Below are 18,672 nucleotides of genomic sequence, written 5' to 3'. Positions count from 1 at the left end.
ACCCCTGCGGTGAGCCGCGCTTCGCCGGTCCGCCGCGAGGCCGGTTACGCGTCGCGCGGACCGATGCCCAGTGCCTCCGTCGCAGTGGGGTTGATGAGGCAGCCGAGCACCACGACCCCCGTCAGCGCGATGACGATGCCACCGGCCGTCCACACTCCGCCGTTCTGCGCCATCTGGTAGCCGGCAGGCAGCGCGATCAGCTGCACGATCATCGACGGTCCCCGGCTCCACCGCCGGCGCAGCCACAGCCCCCGCGCGGCGGCCAACGGCAGCACGGACAGCGCCAGCACGGTCAGCGCCATCGTGACCGCCTGCACCATTCCATCCGGTTTGTCCGTCACCAGCTTCACCAGCGACACGACGCCGAACGCGGCGACGACCGCCCCTTCGAGCGCGGTCAGCACGGCAGCGGCGGTGAGCCGCCGGGGACGGTCCGAGGGCGTGGGGGTCTCGTTTCGGGGAGGCACGGTGAAGAGCGTAGTCCTCCATGTGGATACGTCCGCAACGGCCGGGGCCTCTGCCCGGCGGATAGGTACGCTGCCCTCCATGCGCGCACTCCTCGTCGTCAACCCGGTCGCCACCACCACCAGCCTGCGGACCCGTGAAGTGATCACCCACGCGCTGGCGAGCGACCTCAAGCTCGACGTGGCGACCACCGAGTCCCGCGGCCACGCCCGCGAACTGGCCCGGCTGGCGGCGCAGAACGGCGAGACCGAACTGGTCATCGGGCTCGGCGGCGACGGCACCGTCAACGAGATCGTCAACGGGCTGCTGCACCAGGGCCCGGACCCGGAGCGCCTCCCCCGCCTCGCCGTGGTGCCCGGCGGCTCCACCAACGTCTTCGCCCGCGCCCTCGGCCTCCCCAATCACGCCGTCGAGGCGACCGGGGTGCTGCTGGACGCCATCGAGTCGGGCCGCGAACGCACGATCGGTCTCGGGCTGGCGTCGGGAGTGCCGGAAACGGACGACGCGGGTGTGCGGCCGCGCTGGTTCACCTTCTGCGCCGGCCTCGGCTTCGACGCGGGCGTGGTGGGCCGCGTCGAACAGAAGCGGGAACTCGGCCGGCGCTCCACCCATGCTCTGTATGTACGGCAGGTGTTGAAGCAGTTCGCCAAGGAACAGCACCGCAGCCGCGGCACGATCAGACTCGAACGGGAAGGCCATGAGCCCGTCGAGGACCTGGTCGCGTCGATAGTCTGCAACACCGCGCCGTGGACCTACCTGGGCAACCGTCCCGTCTACGCCGCCCCGCGCGCGTCCTTCGACACCGCTCTCGACGTGCTCGGACTCTCGCGGCTGACGCCGCTGGCGATGAGCCGCTACGGCACCCAGCTCCTCACCTCGAGCCCCGAGCGCGGACCCCGGGGTAAACACGCGGTAACCCTGCACGACGTGAGTGACTTCACCTTGCATTCGCAGGTTCCACTGCCCTTTCAGATGGACGGTGACCACCTGGGAGTGCGGAACAGCGTGAACTTCACAGGCGTACGCCGTGCACTGCGTGTGATTGCTTAAGTCGAAGACCCAAAAGTCCTTCCACTCGAACGTTTAGGCCAGGGTCCACCCCCTGGAAGTACGACTGTGAGTGATGCGACACCAAGGAATCAAAAAAAACTTGGCGGAAGGGGTTGTATCCGCCGCCGAGGTTTGCGAGTCTCTTCATGGCGATCGGGCGGCCCCTCACGGCGGCCCCCAGGCGCCCGAATCCCCTCTCTCATTCCGCTGGGACCCGCATCACAGTTGATCGGCATCCCTTCCCTTGCGAGAGGATTCGTGAAAGCGTTCACATTCACAAGCCAGCACACTCACGAGGAGAGGTAGCAGCCATGGACTGGCGTCACAACGCCGTTTGCCGGGAGGAAGACCCCGAGCTGTTCTTCCCCATCGGCAACACCGGTCCTGCGCTGCTGCAGATCGAGGAAGCGAAGGCCGTCTGCCGCCGCTGCCCCGTCATGGAGCAGTGCCTGCAGTGGGCACTGGAGTCCGGCCAGGACTCCGGTGTCTGGGGGGGCCTCAGCGAGGACGAGCGCCGCGCGATGAAGCGCCGTGCCGCTCGCAACCGGGCGCGGAACAACGCCGCGACCGCCTGAGACTGACGCCCACACCTGGCCATTCGCTGCATCCCGAGCCGCAGCGCGCAGTGCCACGAAGCGCACCGCGTAAATGTTAGAACTGAGACTGAGGCCGGGCCCGGTTCCCACAGGAACCGGGCCCGGCCTCAGTCACGTTCGGCTGCTCCCCGCCTCAGCGTTCACGCTTCTCGACCGAGACGGGAAGGTCGAAGACCACGCGGGTGCCTCTGCCGGGCGCGGGGAGCATGTCGAACTCGCCGCCCAACTCCCCCTCCACCAGCGTCCGTACGATCTGCAGCCCCAGGTTGCCGGTCTGCTTCGGATCGAAGCCCTCCGGCAGCCCGCGCCCGTCGTCCTGAACGGTGACCAGCAGCCGCCCCGTCTCCTTGGCCTTGCCCGTGCCCGCGGTACGCACCGCGCCGACCTCGATGGTGCCCTGCTCGCCGGGGCCGAAGCCGTGCTCAAGGGCGTTCTGCAGCACCTCGGTCAGCACCATGGACAGCGGTGTGGCGACCTCGGCCTCCAGCACGCCGAAGTGGCCAGTGCGATGACCGGTCACGCGGCCGGGTGAGATCTCGGCCACCATCGCCAGCACCCTGTCGGCGATCTCGTCGAACTCGACGCTCTCGTCCAGGGTCTGGGAGAGCGTCTCGTGCACGATGGCGATCGAACCGACCCGCCGCACCGCCTCGTTGAGCGCGTTGCGGCCGCGGTCGGAGTCCATCCTGCGGGCCTGGAGACGCAGCAGGGCGGCGACGGTCTGGAGGTTGTTCTTCACCCGGTGGTGGATCTCACGGATCGTGGCGTCCTTCGTCATCAGTTCCCGCTCGCGGCGGCGCACTTCGGTGATGTCGCGGAGCAGGATGAGGGAGCCGATGCGGGTGCCCTTGGGTTCGAGCGGGATGGCCCGCAGCTGTACGACGCAGTCGTTCGCCTCGACCTCCGCGCCGCGCGGCGCCCATCCGCTTGCCAGTTTCACCAGGGCCTCGTCCACGGGGGCCCTGGAGGGGGCGAGTTCAGCGGTGACCTGACCGAGGTGGAGCCCCACGATCTCGGTTGCGAGGCCGAGCCTGTGGTAGGCGGAGAGGGCGTTGGGGCTGGCGTACTGGACGATGCCGTCGGAGTCGAGCCGGATCAGCCCGTCGCCGACGCGCGGAAGGTGGTCGATGTCGAGCTGCTGGCCGGGGAAGGGGAAGGCGCCCGTCGCGATCATCTGGGCGAGGTCGGACGCGCTCTGCAGATAGGTCAGTTCGAGCCGGCTCGGGGTGCGGACCGTCAGCAGGTTGGTGTTGCGGGCGATCACGCCGAGGACTCGGCTCTCCCTGCACACGGGGATCGACTCGACCCGTACGGGCACCTCCTCGCGCCATTCCGGGTCGCCCTCGCGCACGATCCGGCCCTCGTCGAGCGCGGCGTCCAGCAGCGGACGCCGGCCGCGCGGCACCAGGTGGCCCACCATGTCGTCCTGGTGTGACGTGGGCCCGGTGTTCGGCCGCATCTGGGCGACCGACACATAGCGCGTGCCGTCCCTCGTGGGCACCCACAGCACGAGGTCCGCGAAGGAGAGATCCGAGAGCAGCTGCCACTCGGAGATCAGCAGGTGCAGCCACTCCAGATCGGTGTCCGAAAGGGCCGTGTGCTGGCGTACGAGGTCGTTCATGGAGGGCACACCGGCGAGCCTACCGGCGGGCCGTGCCGTACGGCGGAGACGGCTTCGCGAGGCAACCCGCCCGCGGCCGGACCGAGACCGACGGAATCCGTCGCAGATCCGACGAGAATTCGTCCACTCCTGATGAACTTTTGCTGTGGCATGGACATTCAGAGTGGTCTAGTCCACAATGAACCCGTAGTAACAGCGGCTTCTGCTCTCCCCGCACAGGAGGGCAGAGAGAGACCTCGGCGCCGTCTGCCCTGATCGCGCCATGGTCTCCGGCATCGGGCTGCGGTGCCGGGCGGGTTGAGGGTCCCGCTCCGGCGCCGTGGCCCGACGTGTGTCCGGGCGCCGTACCACCGGCGCCCGCTCCGGACCGTTCACGTACGGATTGTGCGTCCCGGACGGCGCGTACGGATACCGCGCGGGAACGCAGTCCGCGCTCTCAGCGGGTCTCGGTGACCTTGGCCAGGGCGCGGGGGGCGTCCGGGTCCTGACCGCGCGCGATGGTGACCTCGTACGCGAGCATCTGCAGCGGGATGATCTCGAGGATCGGCTGCAGCTCCTCCGGCAGCCCCTCCGTGGGGAGGGCGAAGCCGGCTGACGCGCGGTCCACTTCCGCGCGGCTGCCGATGACGACGAGATCCGCGCCTCGGTCGCGCAGCCTGTCCAGGACGGGCTGCAGCGCCTCGCCGCCCTTCCCGTCCGTGACCACGGCGATGACGGGCGAGATGTTGTCGACCATGGCCAGCGGGCCGTGCAGCAGGTCGGCGCCCGAGTAGGACAGCGCCGGGATGTAGCTGGTCTCCATCAGCTTCAGCGCCGCCTCCTTCGCGGTCGGATAGCCGTATCCGCGGGAGGTGAGCACCATGCGCCCGGCGAACCTGTAGCGCCCCGCGAGAGCCTTGACCTCCGGCCGGCGCTCCAGCACCGACTGCGCCAGGTCCGGCAGCAGCTCGGCCTTCGCCGCGCCCTGGCCGCCGCGCATGCCGTCCACGAAGAGGTAGAGCGCGAGGAGTTCGGCCGTGTAGGTCTTCGTCGCCGGAAGGGCCTTCTCCTCGCCCGCCAGCACGTCGATGTGGAATTCGCTGACCTCCGCCAGCGGCGAGGCGGAGTTGTTGGTGACGGCCAGGGTGAGCGCGCCGGCTTCACGCGCGGCCCTGGTGGAGGCGACGAGGTCCGGGGAACCGCCCGACTGGCTGACGGTGATGACGAGACAGTCGGTGAGGTCCGGCCTGGCGCCGTATGCGGTGGTCGTGGACATCGAGGTGAGTCCGCACGGCTTGCCCAGCAGGATCTCCAGCAGGTACTTCGCGTAGAGCGCCGCGTTGTCGGAGGTGCCGCGCGCCGTCAGCAGTACGAAGCGCGGGCTGCGTGCCGCGATCTCCTCGGCGATCTCACGGATCCTGGGCGCTCCCTCCGTGAGGATGCGGCGCAGCACGGCCGGCTGTTCGGCCATCTCGCCGGACATGACGCGGCCCGGCACGCTGCCGATCCGGTCCGTCGACGAAGACTGCTCGGGTGTCGATGCCGACGTGGCGGACATGCTGGCTGCCTCCGGTTGAGGTGACGGGTGCTGAGTGGGTCACGGGCGGACGTACGGCGGTCTGGGACGAGGACGGGGGCAGGGGGACGGGTGTACGAGACGGCGGACGGAAGCGGCGGGCAGGTCCCCGCCCGGTCTCAGCCGTGGGTGCCCTCACCGGCGATGACCTCAGCGGCGGCCCGTCCGCACACGCGGGCGGCTCCGTGTGTGGCGATGTGCAGCGCTCCGCCCGGCGGCGCCTGCGGCACTCCCATCTCGACCACGACGGTCTCGGGGCGTGCCGCGAGCAGCGCATCCAGCGCCCCGGCCATCCACGGATGACGGTGCACGTCGCGCACCACGGCGACGATCCTACGGTCCCCCGCATCGGCGAGCACGCTTGCCGCCAGTTGGGAGGTCCCGTCCGTGGCGGGGCCGGCCGGGTCCTCTTCGCCGGGCCCGTACGTCGCGGTGACGGTGCCCGGCAGCAGCCGCGCCAGTTCGGCGGCGACGCCCCACGGGGTCTCACCGCCGACGGCGATGTTCGCGGCCGGTGTGAACGAGGCGACGAAGGGCGGCGCGGTGAGCGGCTCGCGCCGTCCGCGGGGCCCGACCGTGACGCGCAGGGCGCGGCGGGCGGCCTCCAGCCCGGTTCCGGAGGTGCCGGAGCACTCTGACGCCCCGGCCGAAGCGCCCGGGGAGATTCCGGGCGACGTGTTGTGGGCCTCCTCCCGGGCGGCGGTGCCTGCGGACCGCGTCCAGCTCGCGAGCGCCCGTACGCGCGAGGCGGCGTCGGCGAGGCGCTGCTCCGTCAACTCGCCGTCGTGCACTGCCCGTACGAGCGCGTCGCGCAGGCGGAGCACCGTCTCCTCGTCGGCCAGTCCCCCGCCGACGCACAGGGCGTCGGCTCCCGCGGCGACGGCGAGGACGCTGCCCCGTTCCAGGCCGTAGGTGCCGGAGATGGCCTGCATCTCCATGCCGTCGGTGACGATCAGGCCGGTGTGTCCGAGGCCGCCCTCCTCCTGTGACGCGCGTAGCAGCCCCATGAGCGCAGCCGGGCTCAGCGTGCCGGGCAGGGACGCGTCGAGGGCGGGCAGCAGGATGTGCGCGCTCATCACGCCCTTGGCCCCGGCGTCGATCGCGGCCTGGAACGGGACGAGTTCGCGTTCGCGGAGTGTCGCCATGTCGGCGTCGATGCGGGGCAGCGCGTGGTGTGAGTCGACGGCTGTGTCGCCGTGTCCCGGGAAGTGCTTCACGCAGGCGGCGACTCCGGCGGCCTGCAGCCCTTCGACGTACGCGACCGTGTGGCGGGCGACGAGTCCCGGGTCGTCGCCGAAGGAGCGGACCCCGATGACGGGGTTGTCGGCGTTGGAGTTGACGTCGGCGGACGGCGCCCAGTTGAGGTTGACCCCGCAGGCGGCGAGGCGGCTGCCCAGCTCGTACGCCACGGCACGGGTGAGGTCCACGTCGTCGACCTGCCCCAGGGCGAGGTTCCCGGGGAAGGACGACCCCGTACGGGCCTCCAGGCGGGTCACGTCGCCGCCCTCCTCGTCGATCGCGACCAGCACCTCGGGCCGGACCTCGCGCAGCTGTGCGGTGAGGGCGGCGAGCTGCTCCGGCGATTCGATGTTGCGTCCGAACAGGCCCACGGAGGTGAGCCCTTCGCTGAGCTGCCGCAGCAGCCAGCCGGGTGCGCTGGTGCCGGTGAAGCCGGGCTGGAGCACGGTGAGCGCGTCACGGGTGAGGCTCTCGGTGCCGGTTGCGAGCGTGGTCATGTGGCGCATTGTCCCTTCACTGGTGGCCCTTTGCCGGGGGATCGGCCGCCGGCCCTGTGCGGCTCGGTCTCCGTTCCGTCTGCTGCCCGTGCCTCACCTATCCCTTCACCGCGCCGGCGGTGAGCCCGCTGACGGCCTTGCGCTGCAGGTAGAGGAAGAGCAGCAGGATCGGCAGGGCGAAGAGCGAGGCGGCTGCCATGGTGGCGCCCCAGTCGTCCCCGAACGCCGTCTGGAATCCGGAGAGCCACAACGGCAGGGTCTGTGCCTGCGCGTCCTTGTTGAGGATGAGCACCATCGGGAACTCGTTCCACGCCGTGATGAATCCGAACAGCGACGTGGCCATCACGCCCGGGGCCAGCAGCGGGAAGATCACCCGGCGGAACGCCTGGGTCCGTCCGCAGCCGTCCACCATCGCCGACTCCTCCAGCTCCTTCGGTACGGCGGCGACGTAGCCGCGCAGGGTCAGGATCGTCAGCGGCAGCACCATCACCGTGTAGAAGAGCGTGAGCGGGACCAGGCTGTTGAGCATGTCGGCGTCCCGCACGGTCATGTAGATCGCGATGACCATGACCTCCCAGGGCGCCATCTGGGCGACCATGAAGACGAGGACGATGCTCCTGCGTCCCGCGAAGCGCATGCGCGCGAGGGCGAACGCGGCGAAGAGCGCGATGAGCAGGGCCAGTCCGACCGCGACGAGCGTCACGGTGACCGAGTTGCGCACGAGCGTCCAGAAGTTCTCCGCCTGTACCGCCGTGGCGAAGTGTTCCAGCGTGGGACGGGAGGGGAACCAGACCGGGCTGTCGGTGACGATGTCGCTGTCCGGTTTGAACGCCGTGCTGAACATCCAGTAGACGGGGAACACGAAGCCCGCGAAGAGCACGAGCGCCGTCGCGTTGGGCCAGACACGCGCCCAGGTGCGTGCACGGCTGCCGGGCCGGCTTCCCGGCCTTCCGCCGCGCCGCGTCAGCGGCCCTTTCACTTCTCGTCCTCCTCTTGGCGCATCGCGATGCGCAGGTAGTACGACATCAGGGCCAGCAGGATCAGGATCGTGAGGACCGAGATGGCCGCGCCCATGCCGTAGTGCTGGTTCCCGACGCCCTCGACGAAGGCGTAGACGGGCAGCGTCTCGGTGAGACGGTCGGGGCCGCCCTCGTTGACGGCGAAGATGTGCGGGAACGCCTTGAAGATCCAGATGACTTCGAGGAACGTCGTCACGAGAAGGAACGGCCTGAGGAAGGGGAGCGTGACCGTCGCGAAGCTCTGCGCCGCGCTCGCACCGTCCAGCGACGCCGCTTCGTACAGCTCCTTGGGGATGGTCGTCGTCGCGGCGTAGAGGTTGATGGCGACGAACGGCACGGACGTCCAGACGATGAGCAGTGAGATGACGAAGAACGTCGACATCTGCCCGCCGGTCCAGTTGAAGCCCGCCATGGAGTGGAAGCCCACGGCGTCGAGCACCCAGTTGACGACGCCGAAGCGCTGGGCGAACAGCCACTGGTAGACGGTGGTCGCAGCGATGACGGGCATCGCCCAGGCCAGCACGAGGCCGGCGCAGAGCAGCAGCCTCATGCGCGGGCCGAGGCGTGCCAGCAGCAGCCCCGTCAGGGTCCCGAACAGCATGATCAGGGCGACGTTCACGGCGGTGAAGAGCACCGAACGCAGGGTGACCCGCCAGAAGTCCTCGCTGCCGAGTGTGTCGCGGTAATTGTCCGTTCCCGCCCATTCCGTGACGTGCTGGATCAGCTGCGTCATGTTGAGGTTCTGGAACGAGAGCAGACCGTTCATCACCAGCGGCCAGCCCAGGAGCACGGCGGTGGCCGCGAGCGCGGGGAGCAGCAGCAGGTACGGCAGCCCGCCGGCGCTCCTCCGCTCACGCCCGCCGTGCGGCGCTCCGTCGCCGGGGCGCGGTCGTCGCGGCCGCGTGGGGGGCGTACTGCGCACCGGTGGCGGCGCGTCGTGGGTCCGCACTGACATCTCTGCTCCAGCTCACGTGGTCGAAGAGCCCGGGCTGCCGGTGTGCCGGCAGTCGTGCCACCCCCTCCGGCAGCACGACTGCCTGCACCCCGGCAGCCCGGCGGGAACTCACTGCTTCTGCGAGAGCCTCTTGTTGATCTCGTCCTCGACCGACTCGGCGGCGGCGGCGTGCGACTTCCCCTTGAGCACGGCGGTCATGTAGCTCTTCACCGGGTTCGGGGGGTTCTCCACGGCGGCCCACTGGGGAATGAGCGGCGTCAGACCGCCGCCCGCGACGGCGGGAGCCGCGGCCTCGGCGGCGGGGTTGCCCTCGACCTTCTTCTGCAGGGAGTGCTTGTTGGGTATGACTCCGCCCTCCTCGGCGAGGGCGCCCTCGAACTTGTCGGAAAGCGCGATCTTGAGGAACTCCTTTGCCAGTTCCTGCTTCTCGCTGCCCGCGGCGACTGCCAGGTTGGAGCCGCCGAGGAAGACGCCCTCGGGCTTGTCCGCGCTCTCACCGGGGATGGTGAAGTATCCGATGTCCTTCTTGATCTCCGGGTTGGCCTCGACTGCCGTGGCCGCCTCCCAGCCCAGGCCGATGAAGGCACCCGTCTTCCCCTTGGCGAAGACTTCGGCCTGCTGCGGGGTCGCCTCGTCCTTGTCCTTGGGGGCGTCGGAGTACGAGGCGTACTTCTCGTAGAGCTTCATGGCGGATCCGACCTTGGGGTCGGCGAGGTTGGAGACCCACTTGCCGCCCTGCTTCTTGATGAGACCGGCGTCCTTGCCGATGAGGAGGCCGTCGAAGAAGTACCAGTTCTGGCCGGGGAGATAGAGCGGCTCTGCGTCGGTCTTCTTCTCGACGGCGTCCAGTGCGTCGAAGAACTCGGCGCGTGTCCTGGGGGTCTTGTCGATGCCGGCGTCCCGCCAGATCCGCTTGTTGTAGATGACGGTGCGGTTGACCGTGTACCAGGGCGCCGCGTACTGCTTGCCGCCGTAGACGGCGGACTTGTTGACGGACTCCGTCCAGTCCGTGCCTATGTCCTTCTTCAGGTCGCCGAGGTCGGCGAGACCGCCCGTCTTCGCGTAGGCGGGGGTCTGGGTGTTGCCGACCTCGATGACGTCCGGCGGGTCGGGCTCGGAGAGCGCGGTGGTTATCTTCTGCTGAATCCCGTTCCACTGCTGGACTTCGAGCTTCAGCTTCGCGCCGGTCTTCTTCTCGAAGGCCGCCTTGACGTCCTTCTCCCACTGCTCGGGCGTGGATCCGTCCATCGCCCACAGGGTCAGTGTCTGCCCCTTGAAGCCGTCGGCGCCGGACTCCGCCTCACCGCCGGTCCCGCAGGCCGCAACGCCCGCCATCAGAGCCGCGATTCCTGTCGCGGCGATGAGTCCTCGTCTCACGGCATCCTCCCCAACGGACTGCATGTGCTGGTCTAATGGTTTAGACCAGTCCGCAGCTTGGCCTAGACCTATAGGGGTGTCAACGGTGCAGAAACCGAGTTTCGGGTTCCGTTATCGGAACGACATCTGGGCGGGAGAGTCCCCGAGCGGCGACCACGTGCCACGATGTGAGCCGCGAAGTTCTGCGCGAAGTACAGCCGGAACGACGGCCGGAGACCGGTGCACCACCGGAGACGCCGTCGCGCCGGAGCCGTAACCGGAGCCGGAAGCAGAGCACTCGGTACCCAGCACCCGGCACGTCCCATGCACACGGAGGAACCCGGTGACGGCAGCACGACACGAGCGGGAAGGCGAGCGATGAGCACGGACGGGGGCGCGGTCACAGCCGCGGCAGAGCCGGAGTCGGGAAGCGGCAACGGCGGCGCGCGGACCACTCGCGTGCCCAAGTACTACCGGCTCAAGCGGCACTTGCTGGAGATGACGGAGACCATGCCGCCGGGCACCCCGGTGCCTCCCGAGCGCACGCTCGCCACGGAGTTCGACACTTCGCGTACGACAGTGCGCCAGGCACTGCAGGAACTCGTGGTCGAGGGGCGGCTGGAGCGCATCCAGGGCAAGGGGACCTTCGTCGCGAAGCCCAAGGTCTCCCAGGCGCTGCAACTGACCTCGTACACGGAGGACATGCGCGCCCAGGGCCTCGAACCGACCTCGCAGCTGCTGGACATCGGCTACGTCACCGCGGACGACAGGCTCGCCCACGCCCTCGACATCCCGGCGGGCGGGCGCGTACTGCGCATCGAGCGGCTGCGGCTGGCCAGCGGCGAACCGATGGCGATCGAGACCACGCACCTGTCGCAGCGGCGCTTCCCGGCGCTGCGCCGCAGCCTGGTGAAGTACACGTCGCTCTACACGGCGCTGGCGGAGGTGTACGGCATCCATCTCGCGGAGGCCGAGGAGACCATCGAGACGTCCCTCGCCACGCCCCGTGAGGCCGGGCTGCTCGGCACCGACGTGGGCCTGCCGATGCTGATGCTCTCCAGGCACTCCCTGGACACCGACGGTGAGCCCGTGGAGTGGGTCCGTTCCGTCTACCGCGGGGACCGTTACAAATTCGTCGCCAACCTCCAGAGGCCCCAGCACTGAGGCGGGCGCCGCGGCGCTCGGAAAGATAACGAAACGGGCCCTGAGCTGCCGAAGGCTGTCCGCGCCGTAGCGCTGCGTGCACGCGGTGGCTTACCGTCCTTGCCGTCCTCATGAGCAATGCCGACGGAAGGACGACCGGGTGCGTACCGCCAGTCCGAAAACAATCATCATCTGGTCCGCTGTCGCGCTGATCGGAGCGGTCGCCTGGGGCGTCCTCGCGCTCTCGCGAGGCGAGGAGATCTCCGCGGCCTGGATGGTCGCGGCCGCCCTCGGCTCGTACGCCATCGGCTACCGCTTCTACGCGCGGTTCATCACGAACCGTGTGCTCAAGGTCGACAAGACGCGCGCCACGCCCGCGGAGCGGCTCAACAACGGCATCGACTTCCACCCCACCGACCGGCGCGTGCTGCTCGGCCACCACTTCGCCGCCATCGCCGGCGCCGGACCGCTGGTGGGCCCGATCCTCGCCGCCCAGATGGGATATCTGCCCGGCACGATCTGGATCATCGCCGGTGTGGTCCTGGCGGGCGCCGTGCAGGACATGGTGGTGCTCTTCTTCTCGATGAGGCGCGACGGCAAGTCGCTCGGGCAGATGGCACGTGAGGAGATCGGCCCGGTGGGCGGCGCGGCCGCGCTGATCGCCGTCTTCGCCATCATGATCATCCTGCTGGCCGTGCTGGCGCTGGTCGTGGTCAACGCCCTGGCGGAGTCGCCGTGGGGCACCTTCTCCATCGCGATGACGATCCCCATCGCGCTGTTCATGGGCTTCTACCTCCGGGTGATCCGTCCCGGCCGGGTCACCGAGGTCTCGCTGATCGGCATCGCGCTGCTGCTGCTCGCGATCGCCTCGGGCAGCTGGATCGCGGAGTCCTCGCTGGCGGACACCTTCACCCTGGAACCGGCCACGCTGGTCATCTGGATCGTGGTGTACGGCTTCATCGCCTCGGTGCTGCCCGTATGGATGCTGCTCGCGCCGCGCGACTACCTCTCGACGTTCATGAAGGTCGGCACCATCGGGCTGCTCGCCGTCGGTGTGGTCGTCGCGATGCCGACCATGAAGATGGACGCCGTCACGGACTTCGCGACACGCGGCGACGGGCCCGTCTTCGCCGGGTCGCTCTTCCCGTTCGTCTTCATCACCATCGCCTGCGGGGCGCTCTCCGGCTTCCACGCCCTGATCTCCTCGGGCACGACCCCGAAGATGATCCAGAAGGAGACGCAGATCCGGATGATCGGCTACGGCTCCATGCTGATGGAGTCGTTCGTCGCCGTGATGGCGATGGTCGCCGCCTGCATCATCGATCCCGGTCTCTTCTTCGCGATGAACGCTCCGGCGGGTGTCATCGGCGACAGTGTGCAGTCGGCGTCCCAGGCGGTCGGCGATCTCGGATACACGATCTCGCCGGAGGCGCTGGCCTCGGCCGCCAAGGAAGTGGAGGAGCAGTCGCTGCTCTCCCGCACAGGCGGTGCGCCGACCCTGGCCGTCGGGGTCTCGGAGATCTTCTCGGCCGTCGTCGGCGGTGCGGGAGCGAAGGCCTTCTGGTACCACTTCGCGATCATGTTCGAGGCGCTCTTCATCCTCACCGCGCTGGACGCGGGCACCCGCGTGGGCCGGTTCATGCTGCAGGACACGCTGGGCAACGTCTACAAGCCGTTCCGCAAGGTGAGCTGGCTGCCGGGCCTGTGGCTGTGCAGCGCGATCGTCGTCGCCCTGTGGGGCTACTTCCTGTGGGTCGGCGTGCACGAACCACTCGGCGGGATCAACCAGCTCTTCCCGCTCTTCGGCATCGCCAACCAGTTGCTCGCGGCGGTCGCACTCGCGGTGGCGACGACACTGCTGGTGAAGTCCGGCAGGGTCAAGTGGGCCTGGGTGACGGGCGTTCCGCTGGTCTGGGACGCGGTGGTGACGCTCACGGCGAGCTGGCAGAAGGTCTTCTCCAGCGACCCGAAGGTGGGCTTCTTCCAGCAGCGCTCGGACTTCCAGGCGGCGATCGACGACGGCAAGGTGCTGCCGCCCGCCAAGAGCATGGACGACATGCACACCATCGTGACCAACTCCACGGTGGACGGCGTGCTTTCGGCGCTCTTCGCGATCCTGGTCGTGGTGGTCCTGGCGGATGCCGGCCGCGTCTGCGTCAAGGCGCTGCGCGCTCCGGGCAGCGCGCCGCTGAACGAAGTCCCGTACCAGAAGTCCGCTCTGGTCGCTCCCTCCGGCCTGATCCCCACGCAGGAGGAGAAGGCGGAGCTGGCGGCCGTCGGCGCGGGCGTCGGGGCCGGTGGCGGCGATGACGACGGCTCCGGCGGTGCCGGCGCCACGAGCGGCTCAGGAGCGCGGGAGGGCTCGTGACAGCGGTGACGGGACTCCTGATGCGCGGCGCACGCTGGGTGCGCTGGTACATGCGCGAGCTGACCGACGAGAGCGCCTACGACCGGTACGTGGCGCACATGCGGCAGCACAATCCGGCGGCGCGGGTGCCGAGCCGCAGGGAGTTCGAGCGGGAGCGCACCGACGCGCGCGAGGGCGATCCCCGCGGCGGCTTCCGCTGCTGCTGAGACCGGCTGGAGTCAACGCGTACGTGAGGGCTGTCCGTCCGTGAGGGGACGGGCGGCCCTCACGTTGTCAGTGGGGCAAGGCATGCTCGTTCCATGGACATCACGATCAGACCGGCGCGGGACGAGGAGCTGGAGGGCGTCGGCGAGCTGACCGCGCGCGCGTATCTCGAGGACGGACTGCTGACGTTCGGTGCGGACGACCCGTATCTGACGCACCTGCGCGCGGCCCGGCGCCGCGCGGAGCACACGGAGATCCTCGTCGCCGTCGACACCGCATCGGATTCCGTGCTCGGCGCGGTCGCCTTCGTCGGTGACGGCGGGGAGTACGCGGACCTCGCGGGGCCCGGCGAGGGCGAGTTCAGAATGCTCGCCGTACGGCCGGAGGGGCGCGGGCGCGGAGCGGGCGAGGCCCTCGTGCGCGCGTGCATCGACAAGGCGCGTGAGCGTGGCCTGAGCCGGCTCGTGCTCTGCAGCCATGACGGGATGACGACGGCCCACCGGCTGTACGGGCGGCTGGGGTTCGTCCCGGCGCCGGAGCGGGACTGGGAGCCGATTCCCGGCCTGGCGCTGCACGCGTTCACCCTCGAACTGTGAACTGCGACTCACCCGGCACAAGATGTGGGGGCGAGTGGCACAACTCCCTACTAGATGTATGCTCGTGCTCGCTGCCGCGCAGGGGAATCCGGTGCGAATCCGGAACTGTCCCGCAACGGTATGCGATGTGCTGCTCTGTGCCGCAAGCCCGTCCTCTTACGGGTGAGCCGCTCCGGGCGGCCGTCGCGAGTCCGAGTGCCTGCAGGCCGTGTCGAAAGACGTCCGGGTCCCGAGGGTTGGGCCGGTGGACGCCCGCGAGATCTGCCGCTTCACCGAGGCGGCATGTCCTCGCGCGCCCGCCGAGTGCGCTCCCCCGGTGAGCCGGTGACCTGAACCGAGCGAGGGAGAGCACATCCCGTGACCATCGCATCCGTGACCGGGAACGCGACCGCGACCGCACCGGCATTCGCGTCCGTGCCGCCGCCGGCGTCCGTGCCGGCGGCCGCGTCCGGCTCCTCACCCGCGCCACCGGACCCGGACGGCGCGCTGTCGCGCACCCTGACCGAGCTGACGGCCGACCTCGCCGGCACCGACGCGGGCCGGGTCGCCACGGCGGTGCTCCGCGGACGCCGGCAGGGCGCGGACGAGGCGGAGTTGCGGGCGCTCGCCGCGGAGGAGGCCGCCGGGCTGATCGGCGAGGAGCCCGCGTACTCACAGCTCGCGGCGCGGCTGCTCACGCTCGCGATCCGCGACGAGGCCCGCGGCCAGGGCGCCGTGTCCTTCTCGGACTCGGTCGCGATCGGGCACCGCGAGGGTCTGATCGCCGACCGCACGGCCGAGTTCGTACGGGCGCACGCGCAGCGGCTGGACGCGCTCGTGGAGGCGGCGGTCGCAGGCGGAGCGGACGACCGTTTCGGCTACTTCGGGCTCCGTACGGTGCACTCGCGCTATCTGCTGCGGCATCCCACGACCCGGCAGGTGATCGAGACGCCGCAGCACTTCCTGCTGCGCGTCGCGTGCGGACTCGCGGCCGGCTCTTCGGCGGAGGCTGCCGAAGAGGTCGCCGAGCTGTACGGGCTGACGAGCTCGCTCGCGTATCTGCCCTCCTCCCCCACGCTCTTCAACTCCGGTACGCGGCACGCCCAGATGTCGTCCTGCTACCTGCTGGACTCCCCGCAGGACGACCTGGACTCGATCTACGACCGCTACAAGCAGGTGGCACGGCTCTCCAAGCACGCGGGCGGCATCGGCCTGCCCTACTCCCGTATCCGCGCCCGCGGTTCGCTGATCCGCGGGACCAACGGCCACTCCGGCGGCATCGTGCCGTTCCTGCGCACCCTGGACTCCTCGGTCGCCGCCGTGAACCAGGGGGGCCGGCGCAAGGGCGCAGCCTGCGTCTATCTGGAGACCTGGCACGCGGACATCGAGGAGTTCCTCGAACTGCGGGACAACACCGGCGAGGAGGCCCGGCGCACGCACAACCTCAACCTCGCGCACTGGATTCCGGACGAGTTCATGCGGCGCGTGGAGGCCGACGCCGACTGGTCGCTGTTCTCCCCGGCCGACGTGCCCCAGCTCACGGACCTCTGGGGCGAGGAGTTCGACACCGCCTACCGCCGGGCCGAGGCGGAGGGCCGCGCGGTGCGCCAGGTGCCGGCCCGCCAGCTGTACGCGCGCATGATGCGCACCCTCGCACAGACGGGGAACGGCTGGATGACGTTCAAGGACACCTCGAACCGCACCGCCAACCAGACCGCGGAACCGGGCCGTATCGTGCACTCCTCGAACCTGTGCACGGAGATCCTGGAGGTCACCGACGACGGCGAGACGGCCGTATGCAACCTGGGGTCCGTCAACCTCGCGGCCCATCTCGACGAGACCGGGGACGGGATGGACTGGGAGCGCCTGGACGCCACGGTCCGTACCGCCGTGACGTTCCTCGACCGGGTCGTCGACATCAACTTCTACCCGACGGAACAGGCGGAGCGGTCCAACTCCCGCTGGCGCCCGGTCGGTCTGGGCCTGATGGGCCTGCAGGACGTCTTCTTCCGCATGCGGCTGCCCTTCGACTCCGCGGAAGCACAGGAGCTGTCCACCCGGATCTCCGAACGGATCATGCTCGCCGCGTACGAGACCAGCGCGGACCTGGCCGAGCGGCACGGGCCGCTGCCGGCCTGGGAGGAGACCCGTACGGCGCGCGGCGTGCTGCATCCCGACCACTACCCCCGGGCCGGGCAGGCCTGGCCCGAGCGCTGGTCGGCACTGCGCGCCCGCATCGCCGGCACGGGCATGCGGAACTCGCTGCTCCTCGCCGTCGCACCGACCGCCACCATCGCGGCGATCGCCGGTGTGTACGAGTGCATCGAGCCCCAGGTCTCCAACCTGTTCAAGCGGGAGACGCTCAGCGGTGAGTTCTTGCAGGTGAACGCCTATCTCGTCGCCGAGTTGAAGCAGCTGGGGATGTGGGACGAGCGCACCCGCGAGGAGCTCCGCGAGACGAGCGGCTCGGTGCAGGAGCTGGACCGGGTCCCGGAGGACGTCCGCCGGCTCTTCCGTACGGCCTGGGAGCTGCCGCAGCGTTCCCTGATCGACATGGCCGCCGCCCGCACGCCGTACCTCGACCAGAGCCAGTCGCTGAACCTGTTCATGGCGGCGCCCACGATCGGCAAGCTCAGCTCGATGTACGCCTACGCCTGGAAGAGCGGCATCAAGACCACGTACTACCTGCGTTCGCGGCCGGCGACACGGATCGCACGGGCGGCGGGCGGCACGAGCGGCGACGCCGGCTCCGGGGAGGGCGGCGGCACCCCCGCCACTGCCGACGAGGCCACCGGCACCGGCACCACCGGCACCGGCACCACCGCCACGACCACCGACGAGGCCGCAGCCGCCTGCTCCCTGGAAAACCCCGAGACCTGCGAGGCATGCCAGTAATGACCAGCGCCAAGACCACTGCCGGCGGCCCCGCCGGGAACCTGCTCGACCCGGGCTTCGAGCTGACGCTGCGCCCGATGCGCTACCCCGGCTTCTACGACCGCTACCGCGACGCCATCAAGAACACCTGGACCGTGGAGGAGGTCGACCTCCACTCCGACATCGACGACCTCGCCAAGCTCACGCCCGGCGAACAGCACATGATCAGCCGTCTCGTCGCATTCTTCGCGACCGGTGACTCGATCGTGGCGAACAATCTCGTGCTCTCCCTCTACAGGCACATCAACTCCCCCGAGGCGCGCCTGTATCTCTCGCGGCAGCTCTTCGAGGAGGCCGTGCACGTCCAGTTCTATCTGACGCTGCTGGACACCTATCTGCCCGATGTGGACGAGCGCGCGGAGGCCTTCGCCGCCGTCGAGAACATCCCGTCCATCAGGGAGAAGGCGCAGTTCTGCTTCCGCTGGATGGCGGCCATGGAGGAGGGCGAGGGCAGCGAGCGGATCGAGCGGCTGGAGAGCCGCGCCCACAGGCGGCGCTTCCTGCTCAACCTCATCTGCTTCGCGGCCTGCATCGAAGGGCTCTTCTTCTACGGCGCCTTCGCATACGTCTACTGGTTCCGCTCCCGCGGGCTGCTGCACGGGCTGGCCACCGGCACCAACTGGGTCTTCCGTGACGAGTCGATGCACATGTCCTTCGCCTTCGACGTCGTGGACACCGTCCGCGAGGAGGAACCCGAACTCTTCGACGCGGAGCTGGAGAAGGAGGTCACGGAGATGCTGGAGGAGGCCGTCGAGGCGGAACTGCAGTTCGCCCGTGATCTGTGCGGCGAGGGCATGCCCGGGATGAACACCGAGTCGATGGAGCAGTATCTGAGGGCGGTCGCCGACCAGCGCCTCATCCGGCTGGGGTTCCCCGCCCGCTACGGTGCCCGCAACCCGTTCTCCTTCATGGAGCTGCAGAACGTGCAGGAGCTGACCAACTTCTTCGAACGGCGCTCCTCGGCGTACCAGGTCGCGGTCGAGGGATCGGTCGCCTTCGACGACGACTTCTGACCGGTTCCTCTCCGGTGCCGTCGGGTGCCGGTCGGGTTGCCGCTCGCCGTCACGCTCCGGCTCCGGCCGCACGGGGACGGGA

The 18,672-nt window shown here is 69.6% G+C and carries 15 protein-coding genes and 1 riboswitch; of the genes, 8 read left to right on the top strand and 7 right to left on the bottom strand.

Going from position 1 to position 18,672, the window contains the following annotated elements; genetic code table 11:
* Window positions 1–44: 44 nt before the first annotated feature.
* Window positions 45–467: a hypothetical protein gene (locus AN215_RS23940; RefSeq protein ID WP_070011047.1), complete on the bottom strand. Its 423-nt coding sequence runs from the start codon at window positions 465–467 to the stop codon at window positions 45–47.
* A gap of 79 nt (window positions 468–546) precedes the next feature.
* Between AN215_RS23940 and AN215_RS23935 the strand changes: the two genes are divergently transcribed.
* Both AN215_RS23935 and AN215_RS23930 read left to right on the top strand, forming a co-directional pair.
* Window positions 547–1,515: a diacylglycerol/lipid kinase family protein gene (locus AN215_RS23935; protein WP_070011048.1), complete on the top strand. Its 969-nt coding sequence runs from the start codon at window positions 547–549 to the stop codon at window positions 1,513–1,515.
* A 311-nt stretch (window positions 1,516–1,826) separates the two neighbouring features.
* Window positions 1,827–2,090 (top strand): WhiB family transcriptional regulator, encoded by a 264-nt coding sequence (locus AN215_RS23930; RefSeq protein ID WP_027747983.1) that lies wholly within the window; start codon window positions 1,827–1,829, stop codon window positions 2,088–2,090.
* A 154-nt stretch (window positions 2,091–2,244) separates the two neighbouring features.
* Here the strand turns inward: AN215_RS23930 and AN215_RS23925 are convergent, their stop codons facing one another.
* From AN215_RS23925 to AN215_RS23900, 6 genes are all read right to left on the bottom strand, one after another.
* Entirely contained in the window at window positions 2,245–3,732 is a 1,488-nt protein-coding gene (locus tag AN215_RS23925) for a sensor histidine kinase (protein WP_070011049.1), read from the bottom strand.
* Window positions 3,733–4,168: 436 nt separating this feature from the next.
* Window positions 4,169–5,269, bottom strand: a complete 1,101-nt coding sequence (locus AN215_RS23920) for an SIS domain-containing protein (RefSeq protein WP_070011050.1) — start codon at window positions 5,267–5,269, stop codon at window positions 4,169–4,171.
* Between the two features lie 137 nt (window positions 5,270–5,406).
* Complete coding sequence (locus tag AN215_RS23915) at window positions 5,407–7,023, bottom strand: glycoside hydrolase family 3 protein (RefSeq protein ID WP_070011410.1); 1,617 nt, start codon at window positions 7,021–7,023, stop codon at window positions 5,407–5,409.
* A 97-nt stretch (window positions 7,024–7,120) separates the two neighbouring features.
* Entirely contained in the window at window positions 7,121–7,990 is an 870-nt protein-coding gene (locus AN215_RS23910) for a carbohydrate ABC transporter permease (protein ID WP_070011411.1), read from the bottom strand.
* Window positions 7,991–7,998: 8 nt separating this feature from the next.
* The gene (locus AN215_RS23905) at window positions 7,999–8,997 is read right to left on the bottom strand and encodes a carbohydrate ABC transporter permease (RefSeq protein ID WP_070011051.1); all 999 of its coding nucleotides are present in this window, start codon (window positions 8,995–8,997) and stop codon (window positions 7,999–8,001) included.
* Window positions 8,998–9,105: 108 nt separating this feature from the next.
* Window positions 9,106–10,374 carry an extracellular solute-binding protein gene (locus AN215_RS23900; protein WP_070011052.1) on the bottom strand — a complete coding sequence of 423 codons (1,269 nt, stop codon included), beginning with the start codon at window positions 10,372–10,374 and terminating at the stop codon, window positions 9,106–9,108.
* Window positions 10,375–10,731: 357 nt separating this feature from the next.
* Between AN215_RS23900 and AN215_RS23895 the strand changes: the two genes are divergently transcribed.
* The 6 genes from AN215_RS23895 to AN215_RS23870 all read left to right on the top strand — a co-directional run bounded on the left by AN215_RS23895 (window position 10,732) and on the right by AN215_RS23870 (window position 18,590).
* The gene (locus AN215_RS23895; RefSeq protein ID WP_070011053.1) at window positions 10,732–11,517 is read left to right on the top strand and encodes a GntR family transcriptional regulator; all 786 of its coding nucleotides are present in this window, start codon (window positions 10,732–10,734) and stop codon (window positions 11,515–11,517) included.
* 139 nt (window positions 11,518–11,656) lie between these two features.
* Window positions 11,657–13,864, top strand: coding sequence for a carbon starvation CstA family protein (locus AN215_RS23890; protein ID WP_171904263.1), 2,208 nt, complete (start codon window positions 11,657–11,659; stop codon window positions 13,862–13,864).
* A gap of 20 nt (window positions 13,865–13,884) precedes the next feature.
* The gene (locus AN215_RS23885) at window positions 13,885–14,070 is read left to right on the top strand and encodes a YbdD/YjiX family protein (protein ID WP_070011413.1); all 186 of its coding nucleotides are present in this window, start codon (window positions 13,885–13,887) and stop codon (window positions 14,068–14,070) included.
* A 93-nt stretch (window positions 14,071–14,163) separates the two neighbouring features.
* Window positions 14,164–14,664: a GNAT family N-acetyltransferase gene (locus AN215_RS23880; protein ID WP_070011054.1), complete on the top strand. Its 501-nt coding sequence runs from the start codon at window positions 14,164–14,166 to the stop codon at window positions 14,662–14,664.
* An 82-nt stretch (window positions 14,665–14,746) separates the two neighbouring features.
* Window positions 14,747–14,818, top strand: a riboswitch (cobalamin riboswitch).
* Window positions 14,819–15,096: 278 nt separating this feature from the next.
* A complete protein-coding gene (locus AN215_RS23875; protein WP_070011414.1) occupies window positions 15,097–17,538 on the top strand; it encodes a ribonucleoside-diphosphate reductase subunit alpha in 2,442 nt (813 codons plus the stop codon).
* Window positions 17,529–18,590 (top strand): ribonucleotide-diphosphate reductase subunit beta, encoded by a 1,062-nt coding sequence (locus AN215_RS23870; protein WP_070011055.1) that lies wholly within the window; start codon window positions 17,529–17,531, stop codon window positions 18,588–18,590. Before AN215_RS23875 ends, AN215_RS23870 begins: the two co-directional genes overlap by 10 nt.
* The last annotated feature ends 82 nt before the right edge of the window (window positions 18,591–18,672 follow it).

Origin of the sequence: Streptomyces abyssalis (assembly GCF_001751365.1) — a bacterium.
GTDB classification, from domain to species: Bacteria; Actinomycetota; Actinomycetes; order Streptomycetales; family Streptomycetaceae; genus Streptomyces; species Streptomyces abyssalis.
Note: the sequence above shows the minus strand (reverse complement) of the source record. Positions and strands in the feature narration are given on the sequence as shown.

Excerpts from the sequence above, each read along its gene's own strand:
- AN215_RS23935 (WP_070011048.1), top strand. The coding sequence starts at position 547 with ATGCGCGCACTCCTCGTCGTCAACCCGGTCGCCACCACCACCAGCCTG.
- AN215_RS23930 (WP_027747983.1), top strand. The coding sequence starts at position 1,827 with ATGGACTGGCGTCACAACGCCGTTTGCCGGGAGGAAGACCCCGAGCTG.
- AN215_RS23925 (WP_070011049.1), bottom strand. The coding sequence starts at position 3,732 with ATGAACGACCTCGTACGCCAGCACACGGCCCTTTCGGACACCGATCTG.
- AN215_RS23920 (WP_070011050.1), bottom strand. The coding sequence starts at position 5,269 with ATGTCCGCCACGTCGGCATCGACACCCGAGCAGTCTTCGTCGACGGAC.
- AN215_RS23915 (WP_070011410.1), bottom strand. The coding sequence starts at position 7,023 with ATGACCACGCTCGCAACCGGCACCGAGAGCCTCACCCGTGACGCGCTC.
- AN215_RS23905 (WP_070011051.1), bottom strand. The coding sequence starts at position 8,997 with ATGTCAGTGCGGACCCACGACGCGCCGCCACCGGTGCGCAGTACGCCC.
- AN215_RS23895 (WP_070011053.1), top strand. The coding sequence starts at position 10,732 with ATGAGCACGGACGGGGGCGCGGTCACAGCCGCGGCAGAGCCGGAGTCG.
- AN215_RS23885 (WP_070011413.1), top strand. The coding sequence starts at position 13,885 with ATGCGCGGCGCACGCTGGGTGCGCTGGTACATGCGCGAGCTGACCGAC.
- AN215_RS23880 (WP_070011054.1), top strand. The coding sequence starts at position 14,164 with ATGGACATCACGATCAGACCGGCGCGGGACGAGGAGCTGGAGGGCGTC.
- AN215_RS23870 (WP_070011055.1), top strand. The coding sequence starts at position 17,529 with ATGCCAGTAATGACCAGCGCCAAGACCACTGCCGGCGGCCCCGCCGGG.